We start from the raw sequence: 14,615 nt of genomic DNA on the forward strand, positions 1-14,615 counted from the left end.
TGCAATGCAGTGGAATAAAATCGTAATTGAGGATCGTTTTTTATCCATTCTGGTCTTTCTCGGTATTTTATTGATTATCGCAAGCTTTTACATAAACTCCCGGATGCTATTCGGTACCGGCATTATGATCATTTTCTTGGCAGGATCGAATTCTTACTATTTAAAGCATATAGGAGAAGGGTTGTTTTTTGAAAATAACCGGAAGCGCACTCGGTTTTTTATCGGTGACAGCAGTGGTTGGAGCCTTCATTTCGTCAATCAAGGTTTGCCTATCATGAAAGGAAACCTCTTCGTCTTTTTTGACAGCCCAGTAGTCCCCGCTCTCGGTGAATATCATATCCATCAATCAAGAGTGGATGTCAGCCTGCCATTTTCGATTGGACATAAAGAAAGTATCATTGTCGATATCCCTTTTATCGCTGAAAAGCGGGGTTTATCGAAAATAAGGAAATTGGAGATTCATATACCTCATTTTTTTGGCTTCGGCGACACGATTCTCGAGTTTAGAGATGTAATCAATATGGAAACACTTGTCTTTCCGCGGCCGATACCGGTCAGCAATATTAATCGGCACAAATCCTTTAAACCTGGCACCAGTCCATCCCTTTTTTCCGTTTTTGAGGATAATATGGGGCCAATTGGAACAAGGGATTATTTGCCGACAGACGGCTTTAACAGGATCAACTGGAAAGCAAGTGCCAGGCAAATGACATTGCAGACAAAGGAATTTGAGAGGCTTAATGAAGCTGGGGCTGTTTTAATGGTTAATATTTCTGACGGTTTTTCGGTAACAAGCAAGCTTGAATTTTTAATGAGCAGTATTGCTGAAATGGGATATTATTTCCATCGGAATAATATTCCCTTCTCGCTATGCATGAATATTCGATCTGCAGGATCGACACCATTTACTTATCTGCCACTAGGGTCCGGAAAGGATCATCTTCAAAAGCTTATGGATTTATTGGCGATCGCAGATTTCCACTCACCGACAATACCGCACGAACAACTTCTTTTCTTCTATAAAAGGCATTTTCCAATGGCTCCGCTCATGGTTCATGCAGGGATTCGGACACTAAGGACCAATGACTATATTAATGAGTGGGCAAGACAAGGGACGCAGCTTTTTGAATTACAGCATCATAATCAAGGTGCATACCTGGAGCAGCTAACCATCATGCCAAAGGATGTGGCGGGCAAATGAATCTACGGGTCCTGCATGTCTTTTTTCGTTTTTATATCGAATGGACGTTTATCAGCCTGATTTTTGTCATTTTCCATTTGCTATCTTCCCAGCAATTCCCCTTAACTGCAAGTATGGGGATATCGGCGGCTGGATCGATTGTTTTTGCTATTTCGTTGAACAAAAAGCCGCATCTTGGCAAGCCATTGTTTTTCCTGATCATCTTCCCGCTGATTGTCTTCATAGGAAATGTCAGCGGCCTGGAGCTTTTTTATGGAACCATAATGGCTTTATTCATTTTTTGGAGAATCCTTAAATTCCATGAAGATACTACTAGTCACTCTGAGAGTTTGTGGCTGGCCGTCACATTCTTGATTGGAGTGTTCATCTCTCCGCTTGCGTATTTTTATGGAGGAAAATATTTAATTCAAATAGGCTGTCTCCTTATTTTTCAGTTACTGTTTATTTTATGGGGGCAATTCTTGCTAAAGTGGCTGGATTTTGAAACTGCCTCGAAAAGAAGGTTTGTTATCTCCTATTCCAAGCTGTTCGGTTGGACACTGGTTTTGGTTGCGGTATTTACGGTTGGCAGAGATCTTTTAAAGGAATTATTTTTTCTTGTCCTGCAGACAATTGGGTGGGTACTTTCCCTGATGTTATATCCATTTTTCTCCTGGATTACTTCGCGGTCCATACAGGAAAGAGCTGCAGAAGTATTTTCCCATCAAAACCCTAATGCCGAATATGATTCTTCGATTGAATCGGCAAAGCCGGTTTTTAATCCTGAATTCTGGGGACCAATTCTTTTTGCTATTATAACCGGAATCACCTTCTATCTTATTTTTAAAAAATCGAGTTTATTTAAGAAGGAACAAATTTCGGGTAATGTGCAGCCCGGCTTTATTACCAGTGCACAATTAAATGATCCAGCTCATGGCAACCAGCTATTAAATAGACGCTCAGTTGCCCCAGTCAATCAAATTAGGAAGGAAATCTTCCTGCTTGAGAAATTTGCTCATAAGAAAGGGCTGGGCAGGCTTAATCATGAATCAATAAAAGAATGGTTCAACAGGCTCGGCATTAAATCTGAATCAAGGACCGTCCATACCTACGAAAAGGTAAGGTATGGTGAATATGAGGAACAGCATATTGCTGGCTGGTTCAAAGACGATATCAGAAGAATCAAAAAACAGTTCATCACTTTAGAAAAATCACGTAAAGAGGAACAAAAGCAGGGGTTAAAAGGTACCTTAAAAAAAGTCTTAAAACGAAATTAGAACCTTTTGTCACAATTTCGTTAAAATGAAAACGTTTTACTAAAAAAAATGATCAAAACCTTTAAAAATCAGGGTTTTTTCATTGTTTATGCAAGAGTGAAATGCTATTCTTTTGTGTGGGATGCCAATCAATATTACTGAGGAAATGATTGGAAACAATATATGGTGTGAAAGAATAACACAAATGGGTAAAATACAACTATCATTTTAGCCAGGCCAGATTTTGACCTTTCGCTGAATTGAACCATTTGGTTTGGAAGGCATCATGTATGGTCATCTTAAATATTTAATATAAAAGGAGAATGATCCAGTATGGTACAAAAACAATTCAAGGTTGTTGCTGAAACAGGAATCCATGCTCGCCCTGCTACGCTGCTTGTTCAGGCTGCAAGTAAGTTTGATTCAGAAATCCACTTAGAATATAAAGAAAAAAAGGTAAACCTTAAATCAATCATGGGTGTAATGTCATTAGGAATCGGCCAGGGAGCGGACATCGCAATCATCGCTGAAGGAAGCGACGAGCAGGATGCTCTTAACACACTAGAAGAAACACTTAAAAGAGAAGGTTTAGCTGAATAATGGGCTTTCTCCAGGGTATTGCTGCTTCAAATGGCATTGCCATCGCAAAAGCATACAAGCTTGTAGAGCCTGATTTTTCTTTTGAAAAAAAGACGGTTGATGCTCCAGTTGAAGAAGTTGCACGTTTTCAGGCAGCACTTCAAACAGCAAAGGCGGAGCTTGAAAAAATCCGCGATCATGCCGGAACGGCATTAGGTGCGGATAAAGCAGCTATTTTTGATGCGCATCTTCTAGTTTTAAGCGATCCAGAATTGATTTCACCCATTGAAGATAAAATCACAACTGAAAATGTCAATGCAGAACATGCATTGAAAGAAACAGCTGACATGTTCATCGGCATGTTCGAGTCTATGGACAATGAGTACATGAAAGAACGTGCCGCAGATATTCGCGATGTAACAAAGCGCGTGCTGGCACATCTTTTAGGAATACAGATTCCTAATCCAAGCATGATTGCGGAAGAAGTAGTCATTGTTGCCGAAGATTTGACTCCTTCAGATACAGCCCAGTTAAACCGCCAGTTTGTAAAAGGTTTTACAACCAATATAGGCGGCCGTACGTCACATTCTGCCATCATGGCCCGTTCCATGGAAATCCCTGCTGTTGTAGGAACGAAGGCAGCTACAGAAGAAATTAATAATGGTGACATCGTCGTTGTTGACGGTTTGAAAGGTGAAGTCCATTTTAATCCGACTCCTGAGGTGCTTGAAGCTTACAAGAAGGTACAGGAAGATTTTGAAAAGCAAAAAGCAGAATGGTCAAAGCTTGTTAATGAAAAATCAGTTACAGCTGATGGCCATCATGTAGAACTTGCCGCAAATATCGGAACTCCTAAGGATTTAAAGGGTGTGCGCGAAAATGGCGGCGAAGGAGTTGGCCTATACCGTACAGAATTCCTTTACATGGACAGGGACCAGCTTCCTACCGAGGAGGAACAGTACACCGCATACAAAGCTGTACTAGAAGGCATGGAAGGCAAGCCAGTCGTGGTCCGTACATTAGATATCGGCGGCGACAAGGAACTTCCATACCTTAATTTACCTAAAGAAATGAATCCATTCCTAGGCTTCAGGGCTATTCGACTATGCCTTGAAGAAGTAGATATTTTCCGGACACAACTGCGTGCTCTTTTGCGTGCGAGCGTCCATGGCAACCTAAAGGTGATGTTCCCGATGATTGCCACCCTTAACGAATTCCGGGAAGCAAAAGCTATGCTGGAAGAGGAGAAATTGAAGCTTGTACAGGAGGGCATTGAGGTTGCTGACCACATTGAGCTTGGCATAATGGTTGAGATTCCTTCTACAGCAGTTCTTGCAGACCAGTTCGCTAAGGAAGTCGACTTCTTCAGTATCGGAACAAATGATCTGATTCAATACACTATGGCTGCGGACAGGATGAATCAGCAGGTTTCTTACTTGTATCAGCCATACAATCCTTCCATTCTTCGTCTTGTCAAAATGGTCATTGATGCAGCCCATAAAGAAGGCAAATGGGCCGGCATGTGCGGTGAAATGGCCGGAGACGAAACGGCAATACCAATCTTGTTAGGACTTGGACTTGATGAGTTCTCCATGAGTGCTTCTTCCATCCTGAAAGCTCGTTCTCTAATCAGAAACCTCAACAAAGCTGATATGGAAAAGCTCGCTTCTGAGGTATTGAACATGAGCACAACAGACGAAGTAGTCGAGGCGGTAAATAAAAAAGTTTCTTTGTAATATTTTTGTAATATAAAAAATGTTTTAACCTATATCAGGCGGGTATAGATGAGTAAGCACTTTGGTTAGACTGAAAGTAAGCTAATCATTCTCATTTTCCCCCAGATTTGGCCGGCTGTTTATCAGCCGGCATTTTTTTATTTATAAACAAGACACTTAGGCTGCTGTTGTTTTAACTGTTAAAAAGAGAGGCAGAACCAATTAATTAACGGTATTCGAAATAAAGGCTCCACTTTCAAATAAAAAAAGCTGCTAATCTGGAGCTTTTCAGGAGCGTTTAAATGGATTCCTCCATTCCATCAGCATTCCGTAATTTAAGGATTCCTCATCTTCTAGATAATTGGCGACGGGTTTAACGGGTGTTCTGCCACAGCGGAGCAAAAATGAAACGACTGGATCTTTCAATTCACCTGCCAATACCTTCGCGACATACTGATTAATTGTCAGTTCAGCAGAATGCCGGTGGAACCCCGGCATTCTGCCGCCCCCGAGTAGTCTTTCCAGCCCTAGCTGGACGACTGTCTCATACATGGATTGCATCATCCATTTACCTAATCCAAGTTTCCGGTAGGCAGGACTGATACAAATATCCACAATATAAAGGGTATTACCCTCAGGGTCATGATTCCGGATATAGCCGTTGTCAGTGATTTCAGCCCAAGAATGATCTTCGTCGCCAGTTTCCATGTTGACAATCAGGCCAGTGATAGAGCCTGCAATCCTGCCGTCGATTTCAACGCATATAGCTCCTTGTGGGAAAAAGCTGATATGATTTGTCAGCTGCTCCTCATTCCACCAAAGATCCTCTGGAAATGGAGGAGGGAAGGCTTCCTGTTGTACTCGTATCAATTGTCCAAAATCGTCTTTGGTATAGTTTCTGAAAGTTGCTTTAACAGGTTTGTCATTGTCGTAAACATATATCTCTTTATAAAACATACGCCCACCTCAAAAGTTAGTAATACACCCAGTATAAAAATTTTTAACATGCCTGGTCAAATTTATATCTTTCCAAAGCAAAAAAGAGATGTTTGAAAACAAACCTGATCGGGTAAAATATTGAAGCGCATAAAAGTGTAGATTGTACTGGAGGCCGAGGATTAATTTCTCGGTCTTTTTTATTTTATAATGTTAGAATATAAATAAAATTAAAAATGGAAGAAGGAATACATATGCTGTCCAAAGAAGATACGGTTATTGGGTTTATCGGTACGGGTGTAATGGGGAAAAGCATGGCAGGTCATCTGCTTGATGCAGGCTATCAGCTTACTGTTTATACTAGAACAAAGGAAAAGGCAGCAAGTTTGCTTGAAAAGGGTGCTGACTGGTCCGAGTCGCCGCGTGAGATTGCGCAAAAGGCGGATGTGGTGTTTACGATTGTGGGATACCCATCAGACGTTGAAGGAATTTATTTAGGTGAGGATGGACTTATCGAAAATGCCAAGCAAGGCAGTTATTTAATAGACATGACAACATCTACGCCATCCCTTGCTAAGAAGATTTATGAAAAAGCAAAAGAAAAGGGCCTTCATGCGATTGATGCCCCTGTATCCGGCGGGGATGTAGGCGCCAGGGAAGCAAGGCTCGCGATTATGGCAGGCGGCGATGATGATGCATTCCTACAGGTAGAACCACTGTTAAATATACTTGGCACCAATATTGTTCATCAGGGCGAGCCGGGCGCTGGGCAGCATACTAAAATGGCTAACCAGATTGCGATTGCATCCAATATGATAGGGGTTTGCGAGTCGATCATCTATGCTGAGAAAGCGGGCCTTGATCCTGAGACTGTATTAAAAAGTATTTCGACCGGTGCTGCAGGCAGCTGGTCATTATCCAATCTTGCACCAAGAATGATTGCCGGCAATTTCGAGCCAGGTTTCTTTATTAAGCATTTCATCAAGGATATGAAAATCGCCCTTGACGAAGCAAAACGTATGGACATGGAGGTCCCTGGACTATCCCTTGCTCTTTCATTGTATGAGCTGCTTGCTGAAAAGGGAGAAGAAAACAGCGGTACACAGGCATTATATAAGTACTGGAAACAATCATAATTTTTGCTATTCATATATCTCTTCCCAGGTAAAGATACTAAAACCTAAAGGAGGGGACTTAAATGGCTAAAAGGACTAAAAAGAACGATCCGCAGCAAAAAAACAAAAAGGGTTTTGACTCTGCTGTAATTGATTCTGAATTCTCCCATGAAATGGGCAGTGCAGCAACTAACAAGATTCACAAGGATAAAGCAAAGAAGGAAAAAGCACCAAAGAATAACGGGAAATATAAAGGGTAATGAAAAGCCGTTCCTGTCGAGGAACGGCCTTTTTCCTATTGGTTTTCCAGGAATCGTTCAAGTCGATTCATACCTTCACTTAGCGTATCCATTGAATAAGCGTAGGAAAGGCGGAAATATCCCTCGCCAAGTTCAGAAAATGCGCTTCCTGGTACCACAGCCAATTTAGCCTCATTGACGAGTTTTATACAAAAATCGAAAGACGATATACCGGCCTGAGGGATTTTTACAAAAAGGTAAAATGCGCCTTCAGGCTTGATAACTTCAAGATTCATGGCCTTTAGTCTGTTGAATACATAATCGCGTCTTGATTGGTATTCCCGCTTCATTGGCAAGGCGTCATCAATTCCCGCTGTCAAGGCCTCCAAAGCCGCCATTTGTGTAATGGACGTTGCGCATGTCACATTGTATTGATGCACCTTCAAAATATGCCCTGCAAGATACTGAGGTGCAAAAAGCATTCCAATTCTCCAGCCTGTCATGGAATGTGATTTTGAGAGACCGTTGATTACAATTGTTTTTTCCTTCATGAACTTGGCGATTGAAATATGGTTTTGGTCGTATACAAGTTCACTGTATATTTCATCTGCCAGCACGAATATTTCTTTGTCTTTGAGCAAATCTGCTATTTCCTTCAATTCCTCTCCGTTCAGACTCACGCCTGTCGGATTGGAAGGATAGGGCAGGACTATACACCTTGTTTTATCTGTAATCAGGCTTTCAATTAATCGGGCGGTCATCCTGAATTGGGTTTTCCGGATATCAGCATAGACCGGTATCGCACCGCAGAGCGTGATGATTGGTTCATATCCTGGGTAAACTGGGCCAGGAATGATGACCTCGCATCCCTCCTCAAGAATGGTCCTGAAGGCAATATCGATTGCTTCGCTGGCACCAACTGTAATAATTGTTTCATGATCTGCTGAATAATCGACATGATACTTTTTTCGATAAAAGTCTGCCGCTGCCTCTCTTAGCTGAATGAGTCCTGCGTTATGAGTATATGTAGTGATATTTGCCTCTATAGCTCTCATGCCTGCTTTTTTAACATGTTCCGGCGTTGGGAAGTCCGGCTGTCCTATAGTCAAAGAGACCATGTCCTCGACATGTGCAACCATATTAAAAAACTTTCTGATTCCCGAAATTTCTATGTTTTTAACTCGATTATTAATTAAATGTTCCACGTATTTCATCCCTCCGATATCATCACTATTTTACCATGATGAAGCATAAAGTTGTAAATTCCGCCGCAAGTAAAAAAGGGTAAAGCAGCAAAATAGCGAATTATTATCTAAATAGAACAGGGAAGAGGTGTTCCATTTGGTATTAGAACATATGAAAGAACATTATGTGAAGTTTGATGGCTGGATCGAATCATTGAGGAACCTGAAAGACAGCGAGTGGCATAAGCCATTGGCAGAAGGAAGCTGGACGGTTGCAGCGGTGGTGTCCCATCTGCTGTTCTGGGATAAATATTCATTGGAAGAACGATTTCCGCTTTTTAAGGAAGGAGCTATTCTGCCTTCTTACCCTGATTTTCAGTATGTGAACGACAGGGCACGTGAATACGCAGAAAAACAGGCAAGCAAGGATCAAATCCTCGATGAACTTCTGGCTGTTCGGAAAGAGTTCCATAGCATCTTAGAAAAAATGGATAGTAAAAGGCTTGGTGTTTCATTTAAGATTTCCGATCACCAAATGACAATAAATACATATTTTACAGACTTTATCTTGCATGATCTCCATCATCAAAGACAAGTAGACGCTGTATTGGGCAGGACAGTCACAAAATGATTTTTACCGGGCAAACTGCTTTTGGTTTGCTCTTATTTAATGAGCGCATTACCCTGAAATTCTTTTGAAGGCCAGAATTATGTTGCGATTTGCTAAAAAGTTACTGCCATTCTGCCGATAATAGGTATATAGTACTTAATTTATAGAGTGAAGGAAGAGCATGATGAATGAAAGCAGTATTTTATTAGAATCAGGAACAAATGAACTGGAAATTGTCGAGTTTGGCATTGGCCATAATAAATTTGCGATAAACGTGATGAAAGTCAAAGAAATCCTGAACCCAGTACAGGTGGTGGCGATTCCGAACGCCCATCCGTATGTTGAGGGAATTATGGAATTAAGGGGAGAAGTGCTGCCTGTCATCAATGTTGCCGCAGCACTAGGACTCCAGGAATCGGAAAATCATCAGCTGGATAAGTTCATCGTTGCGGAATTCAATCAGCTTAAGACAGTATTCCATGTCCATACGGTTTCACAAATCCACCGGATTTCCTGGGCGCAAATCGAAAAGCCGTCAGGCATGTATCAGGGGCAGGAGAGCCAAATTATCGGAGTTATCAAGCTGGGAGGAGAAATGGTTCTTTTCCTGGACTTTGAAAAAATCCTTCTTGAAATTAATCCTGAGTCTGGAATCAAGGTTAGCGACGTCAAGAAACTTGGTCCCAGAGAACGCTCTTTGAAAAGGATTGTAATCGCTGAGGACTCTGCGATGCTCCGAAAAATGCTATATGAGACTTTAAGTGAAGCTGGATTCCAAAATCTTGAGTTCTTTGAGAATGGACAGGATGCGATCTCTTATCTTGAACATCTGGCAGGGGACCAGGAAGAGCTCATTGGGACAGTACATCTTGTGATCACAGATATAGAAATGCCCCAGATGGATGGTCATCATCTGACAAAAAGGATTAAGGAGAATCCGGCTCTGTCAAAACTTCCAGTTATCATTTTCTCTTCATTGATCACAAATGAGCTCCGCCATAAGGGGAGTGGGGTTGGTGCGGATGCACAGATCAGTAAGCCGGAAATCAGCGAACTGGTTTTAAAAATTGATGAATTGATTTTATAAAGACAGATTAGATCTAAAAAAAGAAAGCTGGGCTCCAGCTTTCTTTTACGGATATCTTTCACCCAGTTTTTTAAATACCGGCTTTGCATATTTTCTGGTCCTTGCTGTGTCTGCGGTTTCCTGTAATTCCCTTAATCCAGTGTATGTTGACAATAATTTTTTTGCGGTGGTCAAAGATATCGAGGATCTTGGATTTCTGACAGACTGATCAAGCTTCCCCAGGTGGGGCAGCTGCTCAAAATCCTGTTTAGTTGGCGGGATATGAAACGTATACTCACCACAAGCTACCAGAACGTCGGACTGCTGTTGGCTGTTCCGTGGATTATTGGAAAAATGAAGGCCAGTTTTTTTTGCTTTTCCTTCTTTAAGCATTTTTTTTATCGCATCATGTTTTAACTGATAGAGAAATTTCGGATTGGGAGCAGTCTTGGCATGACGGTTCACAGTGAAGATTGCTTGTGAGAGGTTCTCAATCGTTGGACGGAGTTGAGGAATATAGTTCCTTTCATTATTCAATGGAATAGGCTCCTTTCTTGAATAGGGCTTATGCAAGTCCTTTTAACCATATTTCTATTATACCCTTAATATGGCTATTTGAAAAATAGGAGCATTTAAGTGATACTATCGACTTATTTTTACTCTTGTTCCATTCGATACCTGTCGTGCTAATTCGAGAACATCTTTGTTATACATGCGTATACAGCCTTTTGAAACCTCCTTACCAATGGATGCAGGGTTATTTGTTCCATGAATGCCATAACCGAGTTTTGACAGGGATAGCCACATTACCCCATAAGGGCCGCCGGGATTAGGCTCCCTGTTTACAATCACATATTCTCCGACAGGGGTTTGGGTCAGCATTTTCCCTATGCCCACTGGGTAGGTTTTTACCAGCCTGCCGTTTCGGAATAAACTTAGCCTCTTACCGCTTAAAGATACCGATATCGAGTAAGGGATGGCAGAAGGATCCGGGAGTCCGGGAATCAAAATACGCTGGCCGGGATATATTAGCACCGGATTAATGATACCGGGATTTACTGAAAGGATTTGCCGAAGCGTGCGGCGGTAATTTGAGGCAATCACGGCAAGGGACTCTCCTGGTTTCACAATATGATACATTAAGATCTCCTCCTCTGCATCAGTTTATGCTGGAAGGATGGGAAGGGCACCTGACGAGTCTTGGTGTCGATTTTTAGCGAAAAAATGTAAAAATTTAAAAAATAGTATCGTTTTTCCTTTTTTAAAAAGGTAAAATGGGAATATAAAACTATTTCGGATCATGGACCAGGTACTATTGTACTTCTGGAATGAGGATGGTTAGATGGATCAGACGAAGCAATCACGAATGACAAAGAGGAGGAGCATGCCGGCTCCCAATAAAATAGAGCAGATGATTTCAGACATTATCTTTAAACATGTGAAGGATCTTGTTTTTATCATGAAGGTAGAGCCCGGATATCAATTCCGCTACTTATTTGCAAATGAAATCGGACTGCTCCATGCGGGAATGGCTCCCGGTGATATCGGAAAGACGCTGCAGGAAGTATTGCCGCTCGACCGGTTCACCCGTTTGCAAAAGCAATACTCTAAAGCGGCAAAAGCCGGAGAAGAAGTTGTATTCCAGGAGAAGGTCGATCTGGAGCATGATAAGCAGGTGTTTGGTGAGACGCTGTTGACACCCGTCAGGAATGTAACCGGTGAGGTTCAATATGTTGTTGCAGTCACTCGGGACATTACTGAAACTCTTAAGGAAAAAAACAGATTGATAGACAGTGAGCAAAGATATCGTTCCCTTATTGACCATAACCTGGATGCTGTGTTTTCAATTGATTTAAAAGGAAAGATCCTTGATGTAAATCCGGCTGCACAATTATTGACTGGATATACAGTAAAGCAGCTGAAATCCAGGAAAATCACCAGCTTGATTTGCGAGAGTGACCTGCCCCCTTTTCATGAGCTGCTGACGGATACGAAATTGGGGAATGCAAAGGAATCTCTTGATTGCCGTTTCATGCACCGAAAGGGCAAATTCCTCACGGTTCATCTTAAAACCATTCCAATCGTGATTGATTCTGAAATAAGAGGCATGTATATTATTATTCGGGATTTATCCGAACAGGCTAAGAGCACCGAGCTGATAAGGTACATGGCATTCCATGATCAGCTGACAGGCTTGCGCAACAGGCGCGCGCTTCTCGATCATTTGGATAGTCTGGTAAAGAACAGAAAGAAGAAGAAGATTCCATTTGCCCTTCTCTTTCTCGATATCGATCGTTTTAAGTACCTTAATGACACACTGGGGCATCTTGTAGGGGATCAGATTTTAAAACAGGTAGCCGATCGATTAGTGGACATCCAAAAAGAAAACTGTACCGTTTACAGACAGGGCGGGGATGAGTTCATCATTGTCCTTGAAGAGACAGGAAGGCTTGCCGCGGGTGAATTTGCTCAAAAAATATTATCCAGATTCAATGAATCTTTTTATTTTAATTCCCAGGAGTATTATATAACTCCGAGCATCGGAATCAGTCTTTATCCTAATGACGGCAGGGATGCGGAATCACTGATTAAATTTGCTGATGAGGCTTTGTATAGCGTAAAAGAGAAGGGGAAAGCCCATTATCAATTTTACCGCTCTGACATGCAATCAACAGGCATTAATGTCATTGCGCTTGAGGCCCATTTAAGAAAAGCAATCGAGCGTGAAGAATTGGAGCTCTATTTCCAACCGCAGGTTGACCTAATTACAAATGAAATATCCAGCTTTGAAGCGTTGCTGCGATGGAACAGCAGCGATCTTGGGTTTATTTCGCCTGCAGATTTCATCCCGCTTGCAGAAGATACTGGTTTGATCATCCCGATTGGAAACTGGGTAATTGACAGGGCATGCCGCCAGATTAAAGAATGGTCAGGCAAGGCCGGCAGACCAATCAGAATCGCGATTAATATTTCTCCGAAGCAATTTCTTCAGCTTGATTTAGTCAGGGTTATCAAGAGTGCGATTGAGGAGTACAATATTGATCCATCTCTTTTGGAAATCGAAATAACAGAAGGGGCTATGCAGGATACGAATGAAACCATTCCCATCCTTAAACGGTTGAAGAATCTGGGAATAAAGATATCGGTGGATGATTTTGGCACAGGCTATTCATCACTCAGTTATTTAAAGCAGTTCCCAATCGATGTACTGAAAATTGACCAGAGTTTTATAGGCGATATAAAAAACAATGGCAAGGATGCAGCCATCATTACAACCATTATCCACCTTGGGAAAAGCCTTGGCATGGAAGTGATTGCAGAAGGTGTTGAAGAGCAGACTCAGGTAGAATTCCTGACAAATGCTGATTGTGAAAAAGCCCAGGGATTCTTTTTTGCCAGACCGTTGAAAGCAAATGAAGCAGAGGAAAGATTTATAATAAAAACGGAAACAAGCAGCTGATCAGCTGCTTGTTTTTTCGTTGCTTAGTGTAAACACGGCAAGTTCCGGCTGTGATAAAAACCTGAATGGAAGCCTGGTAGTGCCAAGCCCACGATTTACATATAGCTTAAAATCACTGCTGGTTCCTGAGCCATAGAAGCCCTCCACGTATTTTTCGGCAAATGGAGGGGTGACAAGCGGACCAAAAAAGGGAATTTGAATCTGTCCGCCGTGGCTGTGTCCGCTAAGCTGTAATTGAATAGGATAGTTAGCAGCTTCATCTGCTTTGTCAGGTGCGTGTGACAATAGGATAGTAAAACAGTTATTCGGTATTTTTGACATAGCCGCTCCTAAATCAGGCCTGCCAAGCATGGCATCGTCAATACCAGATATCCAGATTGAACTACCATCGAGGAGTTTAAGTTCAGAAGCGTTGTTCAGTAACAAAGTGAATCCCGCTTGATCCATAATTTGATTATAGAGATCGGAACCATATCCGCCGTGATCATGGTTTCCGTATACAGCAAATTTTCCTAACGGAGCTTCGAGCTGGCTTAACAGCGAAATAATCTTGTCTTTTCCGGTAAAGTGTCTGGGGTCATCGAGCAAATCACCTGTAAAAACAATTAAATCCGGATTCTGCGTATTAATCAGGTCAATAAGTTTTTTTAATTGACCAACCGTATATTGAAAGCCTATATGAGTGTCGCTGAATTGAATGATTTTTAGTCCATCGAAACCAGCAGGCAGCATAGCGCTTGCAACAGTATGCCGGGTGACATCAAGCATTCGTGGTTCAACTTCACGGGCATAAAAATAGCCGCCAGTAGTGAGTCCTCCCATAGCCAATATGGTGCCAGCTGCCCTTTTAATAAACTGTCTCCGGGTGATTTGTTCAGACATCAAAAATACCAACCTATCTCCAAATTTTCTCTACTATACTAGCAAACATACATGGAAAAAAGAAGTGCCTTTTTTAGGGAAGCCAGGCTTTTTGTGTTTCTCAGCCACTTCTGCAGGGAAGATAAAGGAAAAACTGACTTGTCCTTCAGCAAATGAGGTGTTGTTGATGAAATATTATGATATGAGGATGGAAATAATGTTCATTCCTATGAAAAATGGCTATTTAAAAGTTTTCGTTTCCGGTTTTAACCATTTAGGAACCTGGGGAAACGCTATAGCTGTTTTTAATGGAGTATCGGCAACAGCTAAAGGCTTTAATAAGAAGCGAACCATTGTCCATTCTATTGCCAAACTTCATAAATCTCTGGAGAAGAAAAAAGGAGGAAGTTAAAA

General features: G+C 41.7%; 15 protein-coding genes. 10 read left to right on the top strand and 5 right to left on the bottom strand.

The features are described from left to right. Positions 1-4: 4 nt before the first annotated feature. The 4 genes from B5X77_RS12090 to ptsP all read left to right on the top strand — a co-directional run bounded on the left by B5X77_RS12090 (position 5) and on the right by ptsP (position 4,751). Entirely contained in the window at positions 5-1,201 is a 1,197-nt protein-coding gene (locus B5X77_RS12090) for a DUF58 domain-containing protein (protein WP_079508239.1), read from the top strand. Then, entirely contained in the window at positions 1,198-2,457 is a 1,260-nt protein-coding gene (locus tag B5X77_RS12095; protein ID WP_079508240.1) for a hypothetical protein, read from the top strand. The genes B5X77_RS12090 and B5X77_RS12095 overlap by 4 nt, the downstream gene beginning before the upstream one ends. 312 nt (positions 2,458-2,769) lie before the next feature. Further along, positions 2,770-3,036, top strand: coding sequence for a phosphocarrier protein HPr (locus B5X77_RS12100; protein ID WP_079508241.1), 267 nt, complete (start codon positions 2,770-2,772; stop codon positions 3,034-3,036). Continuing rightward, positions 3,036-4,751: a phosphoenolpyruvate--protein phosphotransferase gene (ptsP, locus tag B5X77_RS12105; RefSeq protein WP_079508242.1), complete on the top strand. Its 1,716-nt coding sequence runs from the start codon at positions 3,036-3,038 to the stop codon at positions 4,749-4,751. Before B5X77_RS12100 ends, ptsP begins: the two co-directional genes overlap by 1 nt. Before the next feature lie 267 nt (positions 4,752-5,018). Here ptsP and B5X77_RS12110 read toward each other — a convergent pair whose 3' ends face one another. After that, positions 5,019-5,687: a GNAT family N-acetyltransferase gene (locus B5X77_RS12110; RefSeq protein ID WP_079508243.1), complete on the bottom strand. Its 669-nt coding sequence runs from the start codon at positions 5,685-5,687 to the stop codon at positions 5,019-5,021. A 233-nt stretch (positions 5,688-5,920) separates the two neighbouring features. Here B5X77_RS12110 and B5X77_RS12115 point away from each other — a divergent pair, with 233 nt between their 5' ends. After that, positions 5,921-6,802, top strand: a complete 882-nt coding sequence (locus tag B5X77_RS12115) for an NAD(P)-dependent oxidoreductase (protein WP_079508244.1) — start codon at positions 5,921-5,923, stop codon at positions 6,800-6,802. A gap of 62 nt (positions 6,803-6,864) precedes the next feature. Next, complete coding sequence (locus B5X77_RS23300; protein WP_176167309.1) at positions 6,865-7,041, top strand: hypothetical protein; 177 nt, start codon at positions 6,865-6,867, stop codon at positions 7,039-7,041. A gap of 35 nt (positions 7,042-7,076) precedes the next feature. Here the strand turns inward: B5X77_RS23300 and B5X77_RS12120 are convergent, their stop codons facing one another. Then, positions 7,077-8,225 carry an aminotransferase A gene (locus B5X77_RS12120; RefSeq protein WP_079508245.1) on the bottom strand — a complete coding sequence of 383 codons (1,149 nt, stop codon included), beginning with the start codon at positions 8,223-8,225 and terminating at the stop codon, positions 7,077-7,079. 136 nt (positions 8,226-8,361) lie between these two features. Between B5X77_RS12120 and B5X77_RS12125 the strand changes: the two genes are divergently transcribed. Both B5X77_RS12125 and B5X77_RS12130 read left to right on the top strand, forming a co-directional pair. Beyond that, positions 8,362-8,835, top strand: coding sequence for a DinB family protein (locus B5X77_RS12125; protein ID WP_257391801.1), 474 nt, complete (start codon positions 8,362-8,364; stop codon positions 8,833-8,835). Positions 8,836-8,995: 160 nt separating this feature from the next. After that, positions 8,996-9,901: a chemotaxis protein gene (locus B5X77_RS12130; RefSeq protein ID WP_079508246.1), complete on the top strand. Its 906-nt coding sequence runs from the start codon at positions 8,996-8,998 to the stop codon at positions 9,899-9,901. A 45-nt stretch (positions 9,902-9,946) separates the two neighbouring features. On the opposite strand, the gene B5X77_RS12135 is transcribed toward B5X77_RS12130, so the two are convergent. Both B5X77_RS12135 and B5X77_RS12140 read right to left on the bottom strand, forming a co-directional pair. Further along, positions 9,947-10,417 (bottom strand): YkyB family protein, encoded by a 471-nt coding sequence (locus B5X77_RS12135; RefSeq protein WP_079508248.1) that lies wholly within the window; start codon positions 10,415-10,417, stop codon positions 9,947-9,949. 105 nt (positions 10,418-10,522) lie between these two features. Next, the gene (locus B5X77_RS12140) at positions 10,523-11,026 is read right to left on the bottom strand and encodes a L,D-transpeptidase family protein (protein ID WP_176167412.1); all 504 of its coding nucleotides are present in this window, start codon (positions 11,024-11,026) and stop codon (positions 10,523-10,525) included. Positions 11,027-11,222: 196 nt separating this feature from the next. On the opposite strand from B5X77_RS12140, the gene B5X77_RS12145 reads away from it, so the two are divergent. Further along, the gene (locus B5X77_RS12145; protein WP_079508250.1) at positions 11,223-13,340 is read left to right on the top strand and encodes an EAL domain-containing protein; all 2,118 of its coding nucleotides are present in this window, start codon (positions 11,223-11,225) and stop codon (positions 13,338-13,340) included. Here B5X77_RS12145 and B5X77_RS12150 read toward each other — a convergent pair whose 3' ends face one another. Continuing rightward, positions 13,341-14,222 (bottom strand): metallophosphoesterase, encoded by an 882-nt coding sequence (locus B5X77_RS12150; RefSeq protein WP_079510219.1) that lies wholly within the window; start codon positions 14,220-14,222, stop codon positions 13,341-13,343. It abuts the gene before it with no gap. Here B5X77_RS12150 and B5X77_RS23305 point away from each other — a divergent pair. Beyond that, positions 14,206-14,613: a hypothetical protein gene (locus tag B5X77_RS23305; protein WP_176167310.1), complete on the top strand. Its 408-nt coding sequence runs from the start codon at positions 14,206-14,208 to the stop codon at positions 14,611-14,613. The genes B5X77_RS12150 and B5X77_RS23305 overlap by 17 nt on opposite strands. The last annotated feature ends 2 nt before the right edge of the window (positions 14,614-14,615 follow it).

It is taken from the genome of Mesobacillus jeotgali, from assembly GCF_900166585.1.
GTDB lineage: Bacteria > Bacillota > Bacilli > Bacillales > Cytobacillaceae > Mesobacillus > Mesobacillus jeotgali_A.

Bases quoted from the DNA above. Each gene is read 5' to 3' on its own strand.
- B5X77_RS12090 (WP_079508239.1), top strand. From the start codon at position 5: ATGCAGTGGAATAAAATCGTAATTGAGGATCGTTTTTTATCCATTCTG.
- B5X77_RS12095 (WP_079508240.1), top strand. From the start codon at position 1,198: ATGAATCTACGGGTCCTGCATGTCTTTTTTCGTTTTTATATCGAATGG.
- B5X77_RS12100 (WP_079508241.1), top strand. From the start codon at position 2,770: ATGGTACAAAAACAATTCAAGGTTGTTGCTGAAACAGGAATCCATGCT.
- ptsP (WP_079508242.1), top strand. From the start codon at position 3,036: ATGGGCTTTCTCCAGGGTATTGCTGCTTCAAATGGCATTGCCATCGCA.
- B5X77_RS12110 (WP_079508243.1), bottom strand. From the start codon at position 5,687: ATGTTTTATAAAGAGATATATGTTTACGACAATGACAAACCTGTTAAA.
- B5X77_RS12115 (WP_079508244.1), top strand. From the start codon at position 5,921: ATGCTGTCCAAAGAAGATACGGTTATTGGGTTTATCGGTACGGGTGTA.
- B5X77_RS23300 (WP_176167309.1), top strand. From the start codon at position 6,865: ATGGCTAAAAGGACTAAAAAGAACGATCCGCAGCAAAAAAACAAAAAG.
- B5X77_RS12130 (WP_079508246.1), top strand. From the start codon at position 8,996: ATGATGAATGAAAGCAGTATTTTATTAGAATCAGGAACAAATGAACTG.
- B5X77_RS12145 (WP_079508250.1), top strand. From the start codon at position 11,223: ATGGATCAGACGAAGCAATCACGAATGACAAAGAGGAGGAGCATGCCG.
- B5X77_RS12150 (WP_079510219.1), bottom strand. From the start codon at position 14,222: ATGTCTGAACAAATCACCCGGAGACAGTTTATTAAAAGGGCAGCTGGC.